The sequence below is a fragment of the Aequorivita soesokkakensis genome (genome assembly GCF_001641085.1).
Lineage (GTDB): Bacteria > Bacteroidota > Bacteroidia > Flavobacteriales > Flavobacteriaceae > Aequorivita > Aequorivita soesokkakensis.
The window spans coordinates 53,614-70,203 of the sequence record NZ_LXIE01000005.1; the positions used below are offsets into that span (position 1 = coordinate 53,614).

Genomic DNA, 16,590 nt, shown 5'->3' on the forward strand with positions numbered 1-16,590 from the left:
TTTTCTATGTATTAAAATTGTGCTTTAATGTTAAACCCATAATCTTGGGTAGTTGGCAATGCACCAGTACTGTAACCTTGCAAGTTACCAGAGCTCAAACCTGATTCAGGATCAGCATATGGTAAGTTCTTGTCAATAATCCAAAGATTAGAACCTGAAACACTAAACTGAAGTCCAGTCATAAAAGTGTTATCTAACATTTTCGATGGCATTGTATAAGTAAGGGATACTTGACGCAATTTAATATAACTAGCATCATATACAAAAGCTGAGTTTGGTAAACCTCTTGCATAACCAAAAGCTCCATAACGATCTGCACGGATACGTGTAGTGTTAACAGAACCATCAGGGTTTACACCTTCATTGATGAAACCACCACCATCAGCAATTGTATTTCTAACAGGATTTCCAAGATCATTGGTAAATGCTGTGTTGTCATATAGACCCGTTGCAAGTCCATAATATTGATCCAGTGAGAAAATACTTCCACCTTCTTGAATATCAATAAGGAAACTAAAGGATAGTGCCTTATATGTCAATGTGTTTGAAATACCAGCTAACCAATCTGGGTTAGTGTCACCAATTACATTGTTTGAAGTAGCAGTTGCAATGTATTGACCGTTTGCAGGATCAACAACTCTTTGACCATTAAGATACGTATAGTCTGTACCGTAAATCACACCGTAAGGCTGTCCCAATACTGCGTTGATAGTAACACCACCTTGGAAGCTACCCAATTGTAAAGTTTCGATTCCTTCTGGAAGTTCCAATACTTCACTCTTGTTTTGAGACCAGTTGATGTTCAATCCCCAAGTAAAGTTGTCATTTTTAACTGGCATAGCGTTTAAAGATACCTCGATACCTTTGTTTTCGATTTCACCAGCGTTTAACAACTTACCTGTATAACCTGTAGCAGCTGAAATAGGCACTTGTACAATTTGGTCAATAGAGTTTGATTTGTAGTAAGCTACATCAAAACCAAGTCTATTATTAGCAAATTTCATTTCAAGACCTGCTTCATAACTCTTTGTTGTCTCAGGTTTCAATTCTGGGTTATTTCTTACACTTGGAACTGATGTACCTATATCACCGTTGATTACATAAGTATCAACCAATCTATCGAATGGCGCACCGTTACCAACTTCTGCATAGTTTAATCTTAATTTACCAAAAGTAATAGCATTTACATTAAGCAATTTGCTGAACACAAAACTGGTAGATACAGATGGGTAGTAGAAAGAGCTATTGTCTTCAGGTAAAGTAGAGAAATGATCTCTTCTTATTGTACCATCTAAATAAACTACATTTCCAAATCCGAAAGATGCACTTGCATAAACACCATCAACACCAATTTTCTCAGCTTGTTCAACTGGGTTTGGAAGTGGAGACGCACTGTTTTGTAGTGAATACAATCCAGCAACAACAAGACCACCTGAAGTAGAAGATGTTAATGAATTAAATTCATTTCTTCTGATGTTTGTTCCTAAAATACCTGCAAAGCTGATGCTTTCAGAAAAATCTGTATCAAAGTTAAACATCAAATCATAGTTTGTTTCAGTAGCAGTAATATCTCTTCTAAGGTAACCAGAATCAACATTTCCTCTAGAAACTCCAAATGTAGTTGCAACAGAACCTACAGCTCTTCGCTCTTCTTGTTGCTCATTATAAGTATCAGTAGAAACTCTACCGGTTACGTTTAACCAGCCAGCAAGTTCATAATTCAATTCAAAATTACCGATGAAACGGCTTCTTCCGTCATTTTGATAGTTTTCATAACGTGTCCAATATGGGTTATCCCAGAAAATTGGAGGAGATCCAGCTTCTGAAGTTGCTGGGTTCCAAGATACGTTTCTTCTTGTAGCAAAATAGATGTCTCTTTGTTGTTGAACATCTACGTTTGTTTGCCACCATTGTTTCATATTACCAACAACGTTGTCATTATAACCTGTAGAGTTACGACCTAATGCGTCAGTTTTAATATAATTAGCAAAACCACTTGCAGTTAATTTATCTGAAACATCGTAAGTACCACTAAGAATAAAATTATGTCTATCCAATTGACTGTTCGGCATTAATCCCGATTGATCAAGTTTAGTATATGACAGACGGTAAGAACCTTTTTCCAAACCGTTTGAAATAGATATGGAGTTTGTTAAGCTTATTGGAGTTTCAAAGAAAGTGATTGGTCCATTTTTAGCATTAACCCAAGGAGTTGCTGTTCTGTAGTTTGGAGAATCTGGATCGAATGAATCCCATTGGTAAACCAAGCGGCCATCAAAAGGAGCACCATAAGAAGCATCTTCAGTATAAGGAACAACAAGATCTGTATTACCATCACCATTAATATCTTCTTCATACCAAAATCCATCAGGACCACCGTAATATGCGCCATAACCTGCTCCATATTGATTTTGATAAGTTGCAAAAGTGCTCTTATCTATAAAACCAACTGTGGCATTTGAGTTAATAGTAACTCCAAGTCCTTTTGCTTTTTTACCTTTTTTAGTTGTAATGATAATAACCCCGTTTGCAGCACGTGAACCATAAAGTGCAGATGCAGCAGCACCTTTCAATACGTTTATAGATTCAATGTCATCTGGGTTAACGTCAGCAGCAGCGTTACCATAGTCATAATAGTTACCAGACGCCTGGCCTTGAGCAGCAGCGTTTGTGTTTCTGTTACTAATTGGCACACCATCAATAACGAACAAGGCTTGGTTGTCTCCAGTTAAAGAGGTATTACCTCTAATAACTACGTTGGTAGAACCACCAAAGTTGTTGTTTCTTTTAATGTTAAGACCAGAAACCTTACCAGAAAGGGCATTTGTAAAGTTGTTCCCTTTAACGGTAGAGATATCCTCTCCTCCTACTTGTTGCGTAGAGTAACCCAATGATTGTTTTTCACGGGAAACACCAAGTGCAGTTACCACCACCTCGTCCAAAACTGAACCAGCTTTTAAGGTAACATCAATTTTATTTGAAGCCCCAACAGCAATCTCTTGAGTTTCAAAACCTACATAACTATAAACAAGTGTTTGCCCTTGAGCAGCCTCAATGGTATAGTTACCATCAAAATCAGACTGTGTTCCAGTGCTTGTACCTTGTATAATTATGTTAACTCCTGGAAGTGGCAAACCCGTGTCATCGGTTACCGCTCCGGAAATCATTTTTTCCTGTGCAAAAGTGAGCTGCACAACCAACACTAATAAAAGTGTTAAAATTCCACTAAACTTTGTTTTCATTTTTTTGTTTGTTTGAATTAGCACATCAAAAGTGCCAATAAAATCTTACAATTCCAACTTTTAATGAAAGTAGATTATTAAAATTTTAACCAAATGTTAAATTAAAAAACGGGCTATATGGGGTTTTTTTATGTTAATTTTATACAAACCCTTGATTTTCTTATAGTTTCGGAAGACTCCTAAAAAACATATCATCGGTTTAATGTTGAAAAAAAAAATTATTTATTTTCAAACACTTTATGAACAATTGTAGAAACAGGCCAAATAATCGAATTTTTATGGTTTTTAACGAAATTTAACAGACTGAACAATCTAGTTGTTAAAGTGTTAAATGATTAAGGAAAAATAGATTTAATAGATAAAAATCAACGTTTTTCAATTTAAAGTCTTATTACAACTATTTAGTGGCGCTTTCTCCTTTAAATTGCTGTGAATTGTTTTTGAAGAGAACATTAAAAGTAGTCAGGCTGCCGTAGCAACGTGTTATATATTGTTGAAGGTCTATTTTATCCTGTTCAGCCAATTCCTTACTCGCGTTTATTTTTTGCTCCATCACCCGAAGCCTATCGCGAAGCATTACTATTTTGTGGAAAAAAGTATCAATAGAAATTTCTTTTGAAGCCAAATTTTTATCTGCAGGATTCAAAACCATAACACCACCTTTCCACTTATCAGCTATAGGAACAATCTCACTGAAACCGTTCCATTTTTTGAGAATATCGCGAAGGCTTTTTTCAACTTCATAAAAACTTACCGTGTCAACCTCATCTTCGGCCGCTTCAATAATTTCAAAAGCATCATCCGTGGCTATTGTTTCCAGTCCATTTTCAATAAAGGTTACCCAATACATTTTTGCGGTAACATTTGTTACCACTCCTTTTCCGTGTTTTGGATGGTCAATCCGAGAGCCTATTCCTAAAATTTGTTTCATTGTAGAGTTAATTTAAGTAGTAAAAATAAATAAAATGATTTATCCATTGTAAACACAGCTCTGGTATTTCTGAAATAAAAAACCATCCAAATTTTAAAGTTGGATGGTTCTCTGGGCTTATCTTAACAAGCCGGCCAAAAACTACTTCTTCTTAGGAGCAGTTGGCGAAGCCTTTTTGTTATCCTGCTTTTTGGCTTGTGGGCCTTTTGCAGGTTGCGGCTTTTTGTTTTGCTGTTGTTGTGGCATAACAATTATTTTTTTTGATTTAACAATATAAAGGTAGAAAGTGCTATTGTTAAATTATTCTCTCGTTGGCTAAAGTTTAACAATAGCCTTTGCTCAAAAAAATTAATCGTCTTTATGATCATCGACAACTTGCTGGTCGCGATATTTACAGCAAGGATCTATACTTTCATATACCTCATCTTTAGCTTTAATATCTTGTGTATCGTGACCACTGTCGGCAATACTTTGTTGGATTTTTGTTAAATCGGTTTTACCTTCATTGTAAATTAAATTCAATTGATGTGTATTCACATCCCAAGTTGCCATTTTTACACCTTTAGCTTGAATGGAGGCTTTTTCAATGCGCTCTTTACACATACCGCATACGCCATCAACTTCAATTGAAGCTTTTGCGTTTTTATTCTGGGCAAAGCCAGTAGCGCTAATCAAAAATATTCCTAAAATTGCAATTATACTTTTCATAAATTTCAGTTTAAAGTTTATTGTTTAAATTAATTAATTCTGTATCGTAAGCCTGCGTAATACGAACTTCCAAAAATAGGCCCGTAAACATAGGTTGTGTCAAAAGTTGTTCCAAAAGGGTTATCACTTCCCACTATTGGGTTTTGCTGTTTTACATTCGTAATATTTTCACCACCAACATAGATTTCAAAATTAGGTGAAAAAACTTTAGTAACCTGCGCATTCAGCGTTGAAATGCTAGGCGAAAATTCTGAAAGACCAATCGTATTCAAATAACTTTCGTTAGAAGCAAAGCGCTGCTCGCCCACATAATTATAAGTAGCGTCAAATTTCCAGTTTCCTCCTTTCGCTGTTTGATGTGTTTCATATGAAGCATTTGCAAAAAACCGGTGGTTCGGAGTTAACGGCGTTTGCTTTTTTCCGCTTAAATAAGTGGTTTCTACATCGTAGTATTTGTAAGCCAATCGCATATCAAAATGCTCAAAAGGATTATAATTGAATTCTGCCTGAAAATTATTCGAAAAACTTTCGCCCTCCAAATTATAGAAATTTATTTGCTGCGGATTTTCCCAATCCACAACAATTTGATTTACGAAATCTGTTCTGTAAAAATCGAGCGTAATATCTGCCTTTCTACTGAAGATATTGAAACCTTGCATATAAGAAATACCATAATTCCAAGCAATTTCAGGATCTAGTCCATAAATATTTCCGCCGTTGTTTAAAATATTAAAGCTACGCGAAGTGGCAAAAAGACTTTGGTTTTCAGCAAAAATATTCGCGCTGCGTTTTCCCCTTCCCGCTGACACACGAATAGCCGATTTGTTCCAAGGTGTGTAACGCAAATGAAAACGCGGTGTTACGAAAGCACCCAAGGTATTGTGTACGTCCCCGCGAATTCCAAAACTGTAACTCAAATCATTTAAATTGTCAAAATTATATTCAAAAAATGCTCCAACGGAATTTTCAACCCGGTTAAAATTTTCAGTGTAAACCAATTCATTATAACCGTCATACGTTCCGCTCACACCAGTTTTAATTTTGTGGCGAGAATCACTGATAATTGAATTATAAAGCAATTTCACATACAAACTGTTGTGCTGAATGTTGTAATTGTTAAGCCCAAAATAAGATTCTTGATCATGGTGACTGAAAGCCATTTGAACTCCAGCCGTTTGCCAAGGCACATCTGGATTTACGTAACCAAAATTTCCAGACACATCAACCCTTTGGGTTTTTATTTCACTGCCCCAAGCATTTGTGGTTCCGCGATCTTCTTTAGGATTGAAAATGGTTTGCCCTGTTTGTTTTTCATCATTCAAATATCGAACATTGAAAAACCCAACATAACCGTTTTCAGTATCTGTATATTGCCAGCGGTTCATCACGTTTATTTGCTGCATTAAAGGTGCATCCAAAAAGGAATCATCGTTTTTATCGAACTCCGTTTCGCGCATATTTCCATGAATATATAAACCCGTGCTCCAACGCTCACTTAGTTTCGTGTTTAAATGGGTATTTAACTCGAAACGTCCATTTCCAGAACCATATGCGTTCACGAAAAGCTTATCGTCCATCATTGGTTTTTGTAGCTCGGCGTTTATTTGCCCTGCAATACTTTCATAACCATTAACCACACTTCCCGCACCTTTGGTAATTTGAATACTTTCAACCCAAGTTCCGGGAATAAAACTCAACCCATAAGCCTGCGAAGCGCCACGGATGCTCGGTACGTTTTCAGTGGTTATCAAAATATACGGACTTGTCAATCCTAACATTTTTATTTGCCGCGTTCCCGAAATAGCATCGGCAAAATTCACATCGATGGAAGGATTGGTTTCAAAGCTTTCCGCAAGGTTACAACAAGCTGCTTTTAGCAATTCGGCACTACTCACGTTTATTACATTTTGTGATTGGATAAAAGACCGCGAACTAGCTTTCTGTCGCGCAGTAATTGTAATTTCATCCAGGTTGGCTGTAGACTTCAAACTGTGCCTAATTTTTTTAGGCGAATCCACCGAAATAGTATCGGTTTTATAACCCACAAAACTGATGACCATTTTTTTGTATTCCGGCTTATAATTTAGTTCAAAATTACCATCAAAATTGGTAACGGTACCCACTTGGGTGTTCAGCCAATAAACGTTTGCACCACTCAGCGGAACTTCTTTGTTATTGATATTTTCAGTAATCGTTCCCGTTATTTTTTCCTGTGAAAAAACGCAAAATGGAAGTATAAAAAGTACAAATAATAGATTTTTCATTTTTTAAATTTTTGTGCCGCGCAATCGCAACGCATTAGTAATAACTGAAACCGAACTGAAACTCATAGCCAGCGCAGCAATCATTGGTGATAATAATATTCCGAAAAAGGGATAGAGCACTCCAGCGGCAATCGGCACGCCGAGTGTGTTGTAAATCAAAGCGAAAAACAGGTTTTGTTTAATGTTTCCCATTACTTTTTCGCTTAGGTGAAATGCTTTCACAATTCCGTGCAAATCGCCTTTTACCAGTGTTATTCCGGCGCTTTCAATAGCTACGTCAGTTCCCGTGCCCATTGCTATGCCCACATCGCTTTGTGCCAAAGCGGGCGCATCGTTAATTCCGTCGCCGGCCATTGCAACTTTTTTGCCTTCAGTTTGCAGTTTTTCAACTTCTTTCAGTTTATTCTGCGGAAGCATTTCGGCTTTAAAATCTGTAAGGTTTAATTCCGAAGCAACAGCTTTTGCTGTATCGTGATTATCGCCCGTTAGCATTATAACCTGAATTCCTTTTTCCTGAAGTTCGGCAATTGCTTTTTTGCTGGTTTGTTTTATTTTATCAGCAATCACAACATAACCCACCACTTTCCCATCTACGGAAAGCATAGGTACGGTTTTGCCTTTTTGCTGTTCTTCGGAAATTTCTTTTTGAAGTTTTTCGGAAATATTTGCGCCAGCTTCCTCCATCATCTTTTCGTTCCCGAGCGCTACTTTTTTTCCGTTGATAATTCCTGTTACACCTTTACCCGTAACCGAATTGAAATCGGTAGCATTAATTGCTTCGGAATTTTTCTCCTTTCCGTATTTTACGGTAGCATCAGCCAATGGATGTTCACTGTTTTGGTTAAGTGAAACTATATATTGAAGCACATCTTCTTCCGAAAAACTTTCTGAAAAACCCATTTTTTCAACGGAAGGTTTTCCTTCGGTAATAGTTCCGGTTTTGTCAATAATCAAAACATCAATTTTATTCAAGGTTTCGAGCGCTTCTGCATTTTTGATAAGCACGCCGTTTTGAGCGCCCTTCCCTACTCCAACCATTACAGACATTGGCGTAGCAAGGCCCAAAGCGCACGGACAGGCAATTATCAACACTGCAATTGCATTAACCAATGCAAATACATATTTTGGCTCAGGACCGAAAACCGCCCAAACAATAAATGTGATTATTGAAATAAGAACAACTATCGGTACAAAATATCCCGAAATTTTATCGGCCAATTTTTGAATTGGAGCTCTGCTTCGACTGGCTTTGTTTACCATTTCAATGATTTGTGAAAGCAGAGTGTCACTTCCCACTTTTTCGGCTTTCATCACAAAAGTCTGTTTCCCGTTTATCGTTCCGGAGCTTACTTTATCTCCCTCCGTTTTGGAAACAGGAACAGGTTCACCGGTAATCATCGATTCGTCAATAGAACTTTCACCTTCTATTATGCTTCCGTCCACAGGAATTTTCTCGCCCGGTTTTACGCGAAGCTTGTCGCCAACTTCAATTTTATCAATCGCAATGGTTTCTTCCTTTCCGTCAACAATCCGAACTGCTTTGTTCGGCGCCAATTTCAACAATTCCTTTACTGCGGAGTTGGTGCGGTTATGGGCACGAGCTTCCAAAACTTGCCCCATTAAAACTAAGGTTAGTATTACCGTTGCTGCTTCAAAATAAACGTGTACGGTTCCCATTTCGGTTTTGAATTGCGCGGGGAAAAAATCTGGAAAAAGCATCCCGAAAACACTGAAAATCCAAGCTACTCCAGCACCAATCCCGATGAGGGTAAACATATTTAAATTCCAAGTTTTAATGGAACGATAAGCGCGTTCAAAAAACATCCAGGTAGCGTAAAAAACCACTGGCAATGAGAGTCCGAATTGTACCCAATTCCAATATTTCATCGGCATCCAATCGTATAATGGATTGTTTGGAATCATCTCTGACATTGCTATTAAAAAGATTGGAACGGTAAAAACCACTGCAATCCAAAACTTTTTAAGTAATGTTTTATAGGTTTTGTTTTCGGCAGATTCATTTACTTCCTTTGGCACCAAATCCATTCCGCAGATTGGGCACGAACCTGGTTCATCTCGAACTATTTCAGGATGCATTGGGCAAGTGTATTCCGTTGCCGAGCTATTTGAAGTTTTTGCTTCTTCTACCAGATCCATTCCGCATACGGGGCAATCGCCGGGCTTGTCATAGGTTTTTTCACCTTCGCAGTGCATTGGGCAATAGAAAGTGCCAGAGCTACTTTGATTTGCTCTTTTCTCATCCTTTTTCTTTTGATGTTTTTCAGCGGCTTCAACATCATCGGGAAGGGAAATACTGTAGCTTCCGCCGTCATCCGCTAAAGCTTTTTCAAAGACTTTTAGCGGAATGTGTTTTTCCATTTCAATGACAGCTTCGGCTTTTTCGAGGTTTACCGATGCTTTGGAAACGCCTTCAATTTCACTTAAAGTCTTTTCCACGTGGCCTCGGCAGCCGTTGCAGGTCATTCCGTGTATTTTATATGTATGTATCATTGTTGATTCTCTAGTCGTTTAATCATTTCTTGCATTTGGCTAATCTCTTTCTTTTGAGTCTTGATTATTCCTTCGGCCAATTCCTTGACTTCAGCATCCTTAATGTCAGCTCGCTCACTAGTTAATATAGCAATTGAATGATGCGGAATCATCGCTTTCATCCACAACACATCACCAATAGGTTTCTGAGCGCGTACTAGGAATAATGCTCCGCTAAAAAGCAGAATGCTTCCCAACATAATAGCAACATTTTTATTTCGGTTGTTGTACATTTTCCTCATAAAGAAAAACATGATTAGAGCCATAGCCGATATGCCCAAACAAGTCATATAAAAACGAGTGAGGCTGAAATAGACATGGTCCATTTCATAAGTGTTTAAATACATCGTTATGTACATTGCCACAAAAGATGCCGCCAGCATTAAAACGAATTTTGTGTAAGGATTTCCGTGAGTGTTTTTATTATTTTCCATAATTTTTAATTTTTAAGGTTATTAAAAACGAATAGACATACCACCTCCAGCACCAAAACGGTTATCATAACTGGCCATTAAAGAAAAGTTCTTTGAAAGAAAATATTCAAGACCAGCGTTCCAAGTCAATTCATCGCCGTAATCAATTCCTGTGGGCAGATCGTCCACCAAACCAAAATCGGCTTGGTATTCAATCATTCCAAAGACAAGGGTTCGGGGAAAAATCATGATTTCCCGCTCCAGCCCAATCTGGGGCCGCAGTTTACTGTCTATCCGTACATCCAAATTAAACAAATAAGGCGTTAAATACCGAATTCCGGCAATAGCCGTGGTTTCAATTTCATCCAAACTATCTTCGGTTTCGTTTTCTACATTTACGCCTCCGAAAATGCGTAGGTAATCGTGCAAATAGCGCTCATAGGTTACCTCAACCTCCAGGTTTTGGTTCCAACCATACTCTGCCATCACATTGAATTGGTTTCGCAAGTTGGAAGAAGTGAGATTCAATTCTGCCATATGCGAAGCCACATCTGCAGTTCCCCATGTATAAAAATGATTGGCCTCATTCATGATTTTTGAAACAGGATATTCCTCCATTCTTGGGTCTCTCGGCGTTTCATAACTAAACACTCGCGCCATTCCTCCCATCATATGGTAAAGCACGTGGCAATGGAAAAACCAATCGCCATAAGCATCGCCGTAAAACTCAATGGTCACCTCTTCCATTGGCGGAACGTTTACCGTGTGTTTTAATGGAGAATATTCGCCGTTTTTGTTGATTACCCTGAAAAAGTGCCCGTGAAGGTGCATTGGGTGGTGCATCATCGTGAGGTTGTTCAACGTAATTCTTGTTACCTCGTTTCCTTTAATTTTGATGTTATCCGTTTCCGAAAGCGGCACGCCGTTCAAACTCCAAATGTAACGGTTCATATTTCCCGTGAGATTCAATAGAATTTCGGTCACGGGAATATCTTTTGGATAACTGGTTTTTTCGGGTGATTTCAGATAATCATAGGTATATTCTGAATTCATCCCCATACCTTCCATTTGCCTCGGCTCGCTATTCATATCCATTTTGGAATGATCCATTTTCGGAGAATCTTCAGGCATATTCATCTTAGAATGGTCCATCTTTGAATGGTCCATTTTCATCGAATCTTTTGGCATTTCCATCTTTGAGTGGTCCATTTCCATGCCGTCCATTTTCATTCCGTATTCCTCTTTCATTTCATAACGCTCGTCTTTTTTAGGCTGAAATTTTATGGCGTGGGCACCCATTTTCATCTTCATTTTAGCCATTTCCTGCATCATCGCTATCTTATCAGGTTTTTCAACAAGTGGCGCTGGCAGAATTTCTCCTGAACCCAAATACGCCAAAGCAGTACCTGAACCATCCTGCGCCATTGCTCTAAATTCCAACTTTCCACTTTGGGGAATGGTTACGATAAAATCGTATGTCTCAGCAATGGCAATAAAGGTTTTGTTTCTTTTTACTGGTTCTACATCAAGTCCGTCTGCTGAAACTAACAACGGTGTTTCACCGCCAAATGTCATCCAGAATTGGGTTGAAGACGAACCGTCAATTATGCGCAATCGAACTTTTTCACCGGGTTTAAAATCTGGATATTCCGCAAGCTGCTTTCCATTTACCAAAAAAGCTGAATAATAAATATCCGCAATGTCGGCACCTTCCATTCGTTGTCTCCAAAAATCAATTTGGGCCCCCAATGCGCCGCGACTAATAACTTGATTCAACGGCGTTGATGTTCCTTTCTTAATTCCATACCATTCGCTGCCACGCTTTAAAGTGCGCATCACATCCTTTGGTTTTTCATTGGTCCAATCTGAAAGCATCAAGACCAACTCTTTATCATAATCCAAGATTTTTTCCTTTGGCTGAATTACGATAGACCCAAAAACGCCACTTTGCTCCTGAAGCATTGTATGCGAATGGTACCAATAGGTTCCGCTTTGTTTTATTGGAAATTCATACGTAAAAGTAGTTCCAGGTTTTATAGGTGGCGTGGTCAAATAAGGTACTCCATCCTGGAAATTTGGCAATAATATTCCGTGCCAATGGACGGAAGTTTCTACTTCCATTTTATTGATTACGTGGATTACGGCTTGTTCTCCTTCCGTAAATTCAAGGGTTGGTCCGGGAATACTACCGTTTACGGTCATTCCCATCACTTCTTTTCCTGTGAAGTTTACAGCCTGTTTTTCAATTGTTAATGTATATTCACGAATGGGTCTTTCCTCTTCCTGTGAATAGGAATAATTCAGAAAAACCAAATTCAGAAATATGGTTATTATAAGTTTGTATTTCATTTTTTTGATTTGATTGAATATGAGTATTTACTCCGTAGAATTTTGGAGTTTTAATCATAAGGTACCTGCTACCGCAGGCAGTAATCAAATCAGGAAGGTCTCGTACAGTATATTCAAATCCTGTTCGAGTGGTGGCGGATTGTAATCCGCGAAGAAGGTTTTTTCAGCGGAAGTTATTTCTACTTCCTCCAGCACAAACACAGAAACGAAAGTAGCTACAAAGGTTTTGTTTAGTTTTAAATCAAACGAGGCCTTTGCAAAATTATCGTCTGTGTGTATTTTGGTAATGTGATTTTTACAGCAATCGTGGGCTTTGGGAGTTGGGGCTTCATCACCGCAATCCGTTTCTGGAGCGTGCATGTCCATTCCACAGGAAAGGTGTTTTTCACCCAAAGTAATCTCAGCCATCATTTCCATCCCGCTGCAAAAGTGCTGTGCATAGGCAATTCCAGAACTGCTGGCAAGCATCAGTATAGATAGGAATATGGAAATGGTTTTTTTCATGCTTTCGCAAAAATACAAAAAAAAGCCTCCCAAAAAATTGAAAGGCTTTGTTAAAATTATTTTACTTCAGAATCAACCCTGCCGCATTTCAGCATTTTATCGCCAAAATAAGGGTTTAAGATGTCTTTGCTGCTGCTTATCCAGTAAGCGCCTTTGTTGTTAAAAGCCATTGGGCAGTATTGCTTGTAGAGGGTCCCAGACACTAAAGCTCCTTGAAGCATTTTTTCAATACCCATACTCAATGGTTCAAAATTTTCACGTTGAATTTTGATGTCTTCAGAACCTGCCATTGCTGCTATTGCATTTTGAATAGTTTCATCAGCATTCTTTTCTTTAAGAAGCAATTCAAGTTTTGATGCTTCGGCCGCTGTTTTAGTGGCATCTGTGTTTACCAAAGCTGCTTCAACCTGTAAATATTGATTGAAAATTGCCTCAACTTTTGGATCATTGAATTCTGCTTCAACTTTAGCAATTTCATAAGTTTTTGGCTCTGCATTGTCAACCGTTACAACTTCTGGTTCGGCTTGTTTTGGGGTTTCTTTACAAGAAGTAATTGCAAATGCTGCAAACGCAAAGAAGATAAAAGATATTTTTTTCATTTTAAAAGTCTATTTAGTGATGCAAAGGTACCAAAAAATCATCGTGATTTGTATTTCTGAAAATAAAAAGCGGGTAACAGAATAAGCAGAAACAAAGGCTGAATAAGAAATCTGCGCACATAAAACAAAGCCAAATGGCTATTGGTTCCCTCTGAAGTGAAGACTATAAAATTAAAGGCTATAAAAAAACCGGCAAACAAAATTGCATAAAGAATAACAGAAAGTTTAATTATTTCCCTGTCGCGAAAAACCAACCAAAGTATGGACAAAGAAATAATAGTATTTATGAAAAAACGAAGAGCAACGCTAACTTGTAAAGCGAAAATATCCATCTCAGGGAGTGGCAAACTACTGTAATCATTTTTAAAAAAATCCAACAGCGGGTCATAAAAAAGCTCATCTTCAAATGCTCTTATAAGCACTAAAAGCAAAACTAAAATTAAAACCCCCACTATATTTAATATCCTTTTCATGCTGCTTTTTGTGGTTTAAGCATCCATACCCAAACCATCCATAAAACAAAAACCATAGTGTAAATAATTCCTGGGAAAACTACACCGTGAAGCATATTTTCATAGTTTGGATACTTGTAAAAAGCCACAGTCAAAATTGCAATGCGCAAAATATTTACAATATAAATCAACACCGCTCCCGCAAAAAGAAACAGAAAAGTTTTTTTAAAGTTTTCCGCGAAAGCGATGATAAAAGAAACAAACAAAATAATAACGCTCACGGCGTTGCAACCTTCCACAATACTAACCGAGTATTTATTTTCAATTGTCAATAGCATTCCCTGCCCTAAATTGTCAGGCGTTAAAAAGGTATTCACGCCAAAGCTTTCCAATAATGAAGCACTTTGTTTCGCAACAAGATTTGTAATAAAATCCGGGAAAAATGCTTCACTTGAAAAATACTTCAGATAAGCTGCATAAAAAAAACTGAGTACTAAATAAGTGCCTAAAAACAAAGCAACGAAGCGAATAACAGTTTTATATTTTTGAAAAAGTTCTTTCAAAGGGCCAATATGTTTTTAACAAAAATACAGGATTTGTTTTTGGTGTATGTAAAGCTTTTAAAATACTTTTACCGAAGTAACGAACATTCAAAAATCTATGCCCTTTTCACATTTAAAACCTAAAGTTAAAACCATTTTAGCAAACAGCTCAGAAAGCACGAACAATAGACTAACGGAGATTTGTGAACTATTGCAAACTGCTGTGGGCTATTATGACTGGGTGGGGTTTTATTTTGCAAATGAAGCTGAGAAAACCTTGCATTTGAAAGCATTCGCAGGCGAACCGACGGACCATACCGTTATTCCCTTCGGAAAAGGTATTTGCGGGCAGGTTGCCGTTAGCAACAAAAATTTTGTAGTGCCAGACGTAAAAGCGCAAGACAACTACATTGCGTGCAGTATTACCGTAAAATCAGAAATTGTAATTCCTCTTTTTAAGGATGGGAAAAATATTGGCCAAATAGACATTGACTCGCACGTTGAAGATCCATTCTCTTTGGAGGACGAACGATTTTTGGAATGGGTAAACGAAGAAGTTGCGATGATACTATAATTTTTTGGCAACAATTTAGGCGCATCTTCATTTTAAATTCCAAATTACAAGCTCCAAATTCCAAAGTAAACAATAAATCCATTTGGGATTTGGAATTTAAAATTTTGGGATTTGCGCAGCTTTACATTCCCGTCCGGATCGCTTCCACCGGATCAAGTTTTGAAGCTGAAATTGCCGGAAGAATTCCTGAAATCAACCCAATTGCAGCAGAGATAGCCGTTCCAAAAAGTATATTCCATAACGATAATACAAATTCGAAATCACCCGTAAACTGTGATGCAATTATGGAAACAATAAACACCAAAAACAACCCAATCAATCCACCTATTACGGCTAGAATCACGGCTTCAAACAAAAATTGAAACAGTATGAATTTGTTCTTTGCGCCCAAGGATTTTTGAATCCCAATTAAATTAGTGCGCTCCTTCACACTTACAAACATAATATTCGCAATTCCGAAGCCGCCAACAAGTAGGGAGAAAAAACTTATTGCTCCTCCAATTTTATTCATAGTTCCGGTAATGTTATCAATAAAATCTGCAAAACCCTGCATTTGGTTTACGAAGAAGTTACTTATTTCATCTGGTTTCAATCCACGCTTGGTTCTAAGTTTTTGCGTTAGCACTGCTTTAAATTCGGCTTCATCCACTCCTTTTTCGGGTTTCACCACAATCTGCGGGAAAGTATTTTTATTATTATCGCCATAAATTCTCCGCACAACATTCACAGACATCCAAACTGAAGTGTCTTTAGAATTTCCAAATATACCAGCGCCTTCTTTTTCCAAAACACCTATCACGTTAAACCTTCGTCCGTAAATACGCACTTCTTTTCCAATGGCCGTTGCAGCATCACCAAACAACTGTTTGGCAATTTCATCACCCAAAACCACAACCATGGAACCGCTGTTCGATTCTGATCCATTAAAAAACCTTCCTTCGGAAAGTTTTAAGGCTTCAATGTTGTAATAACTGTCTGTTACCGCACCAATAGGCACGTTATCAACCTGTCTGTCTTCATATTTTATGCTTTCATTGGGGACATTCAACGTAAAAGTTGCCGCTTCAATATTTGGGGTGTTGCGTTCAATATACTGGTATTCGTCATAAGTAACATCTGGAAATTGCTGCCATTTCCAGCGTGGAATATCCGTTGGCCCAAAATTGAATCGCATCACTATTATTGTGCTGTTGTCCAGCCCACTGATGCTGCCCTCAATTTCACGCTTTAAAGAATCAACCGCAGCCAAAACTGCTATGATTGAAAAAATACCAATCGTTACGCCCACCAAAGAGAGAAAAGTTCGCAATTTATTATTTCGTAGCGCATTTAGTGCGAAATTGAAACTTTCTTTTAAAACCCGAAGATATATTAGCATTTATGATTTTCGATTAACGATTGATGATTTTGAAATTTTAAGTTTAAACTTTAAAAAACGTTGATAAAATTATAAAAAGTAAGA

At 37.8% G+C, this 16,590-nt stretch carries 13 protein-coding genes; 1 reads left to right on the forward strand and 12 read right to left on the reverse strand.

The annotated features are described in order from the left end of the window. Positions 1-11: 11 nt before the first annotated feature. The 11 genes from A7A78_RS04215 to xrtF form a co-directional block, all read right to left on the reverse strand. The gene (locus tag A7A78_RS04215; protein ID WP_068761204.1) at positions 12-3,242 is read right to left on the reverse strand and encodes a SusC/RagA family TonB-linked outer membrane protein; all 3,231 of its coding nucleotides are present in this window, start codon (positions 3,240-3,242) and stop codon (positions 12-14) included. Positions 3,243-3,639: 397 nt separating this feature from the next. Further along, positions 3,640-4,173, reverse strand: coding sequence for a hypothetical protein (locus A7A78_RS04220; protein WP_068761205.1), 534 nt, complete (start codon positions 4,171-4,173; stop codon positions 3,640-3,642). Between the two features lie 348 nt (positions 4,174-4,521). After that, a complete protein-coding gene (locus A7A78_RS04225; RefSeq protein WP_068761206.1) occupies positions 4,522-4,881 on the reverse strand; it encodes a heavy-metal-associated domain-containing protein in 360 nt (119 codons plus the stop codon). 29 nt (positions 4,882-4,910) lie between these two features. Then, positions 4,911-7,145, reverse strand: a complete 2,235-nt coding sequence (locus A7A78_RS04230; RefSeq protein ID WP_068761207.1) for a TonB-dependent receptor — start codon at positions 7,143-7,145, stop codon at positions 4,911-4,913. A gap of 3 nt (positions 7,146-7,148) precedes the next feature. Beyond that, a complete protein-coding gene (locus tag A7A78_RS04235) occupies positions 7,149-9,656 on the reverse strand; it encodes a heavy metal translocating P-type ATPase (protein WP_068761208.1) in 2,508 nt (835 codons plus the stop codon). After that, positions 9,653-10,129, reverse strand: coding sequence for a DUF305 domain-containing protein (locus A7A78_RS04240; protein WP_068761209.1), 477 nt, complete (start codon positions 10,127-10,129; stop codon positions 9,653-9,655). Before A7A78_RS04240 ends, A7A78_RS04235 begins: the two co-directional genes overlap by 4 nt. Positions 10,130-10,150: 21 nt before the next feature. Continuing rightward, positions 10,151-12,457 (reverse strand): multicopper oxidase domain-containing protein, encoded by a 2,307-nt coding sequence (locus A7A78_RS04245; RefSeq protein ID WP_094746032.1) that lies wholly within the window; start codon positions 12,455-12,457, stop codon positions 10,151-10,153. A gap of 84 nt (positions 12,458-12,541) precedes the next feature. After that, positions 12,542-12,961, reverse strand: coding sequence for an HYC_CC_PP family protein (locus A7A78_RS04250; RefSeq protein ID WP_131811105.1), 420 nt, complete (start codon positions 12,959-12,961; stop codon positions 12,542-12,544). Between the two features lie 56 nt (positions 12,962-13,017). After that, positions 13,018-13,560 (reverse strand): DUF3347 domain-containing protein, encoded by a 543-nt coding sequence (locus tag A7A78_RS04255; protein WP_068761212.1) that lies wholly within the window; start codon positions 13,558-13,560, stop codon positions 13,018-13,020. Between the two features lie 38 nt (positions 13,561-13,598). Then, positions 13,599-14,033: an exosortase F system-associated membrane protein gene (locus A7A78_RS04260; protein WP_068761213.1), complete on the reverse strand. Its 435-nt coding sequence runs from the start codon at positions 14,031-14,033 to the stop codon at positions 13,599-13,601. Then, positions 14,030-14,575, reverse strand: coding sequence for an exosortase family protein XrtF (gene xrtF, locus A7A78_RS04265; protein ID WP_068761214.1), 546 nt, complete (start codon positions 14,573-14,575; stop codon positions 14,030-14,032). Before xrtF ends, A7A78_RS04260 begins: the two co-directional genes overlap by 4 nt. Positions 14,576-14,672: 97 nt before the next feature. On the opposite strand from xrtF, the gene A7A78_RS04270 reads away from it, so the two are divergent. Further along, positions 14,673-15,128 (forward strand): GAF domain-containing protein, encoded by a 456-nt coding sequence (locus A7A78_RS04270; RefSeq protein WP_068761215.1) that lies wholly within the window; start codon positions 14,673-14,675, stop codon positions 15,126-15,128. A gap of 121 nt (positions 15,129-15,249) precedes the next feature. Here A7A78_RS04270 and A7A78_RS04275 read toward each other — a convergent pair whose 3' ends face one another. Next, complete coding sequence (locus A7A78_RS04275) at positions 15,250-16,506, reverse strand: ABC transporter permease (protein ID WP_068761216.1); 1,257 nt, start codon at positions 16,504-16,506, stop codon at positions 15,250-15,252. Positions 16,507-16,590 lie beyond the last annotated feature (84 nt).

Coding starts and splice junctions, on each gene's coding strand:
- A7A78_RS04250 (WP_131811105.1), bottom strand. CDS start 12,961: ATGAAAAAAACCATTTCCATATTCCTATCTATACTGATGCTTGCCAGC.
- A7A78_RS04225 (WP_068761206.1), bottom strand. CDS start 4,881: ATGAAAAGTATAATTGCAATTTTAGGAATATTTTTGATTAGCGCTACT.
- A7A78_RS04230 (WP_068761207.1), bottom strand. CDS start 7,145: ATGAAAAATCTATTATTTGTACTTTTTATACTTCCATTTTGCGTTTTT.
- A7A78_RS04270 (WP_068761215.1), top strand. CDS start 14,673: ATGCCCTTTTCACATTTAAAACCTAAAGTTAAAACCATTTTAGCAAAC.
- A7A78_RS04240 (WP_068761209.1), bottom strand. CDS start 10,129: ATGGAAAATAATAAAAACACTCACGGAAATCCTTACACAAAATTCGTT.
- A7A78_RS04215 (WP_068761204.1), bottom strand. CDS start 3,242: ATGAAAACAAAGTTTAGTGGAATTTTAACACTTTTATTAGTGTTGGTT.
- A7A78_RS04255 (WP_068761212.1), bottom strand. CDS start 13,560: ATGAAAAAAATATCTTTTATCTTCTTTGCGTTTGCAGCATTTGCAATT.
- A7A78_RS04220 (WP_068761205.1), bottom strand. CDS start 4,173: ATGAAACAAATTTTAGGAATAGGCTCTCGGATTGACCATCCAAAACAC.
- A7A78_RS04275 (WP_068761216.1), bottom strand. CDS start 16,506: ATGCTAATATATCTTCGGGTTTTAAAAGAAAGTTTCAATTTCGCACTA.
- A7A78_RS04235 (WP_068761208.1), bottom strand. CDS start 9,656: ATGATACATACATATAAAATACACGGAATGACCTGCAACGGCTGCCGA.
- A7A78_RS04245 (WP_094746032.1), bottom strand. CDS start 12,457: ATGAAATACAAACTTATAATAACCATATTTCTGAATTTGGTTTTTCTG.
- A7A78_RS04260 (WP_068761213.1), bottom strand. CDS start 14,033: ATGAAAAGGATATTAAATATAGTGGGGGTTTTAATTTTAGTTTTGCTT.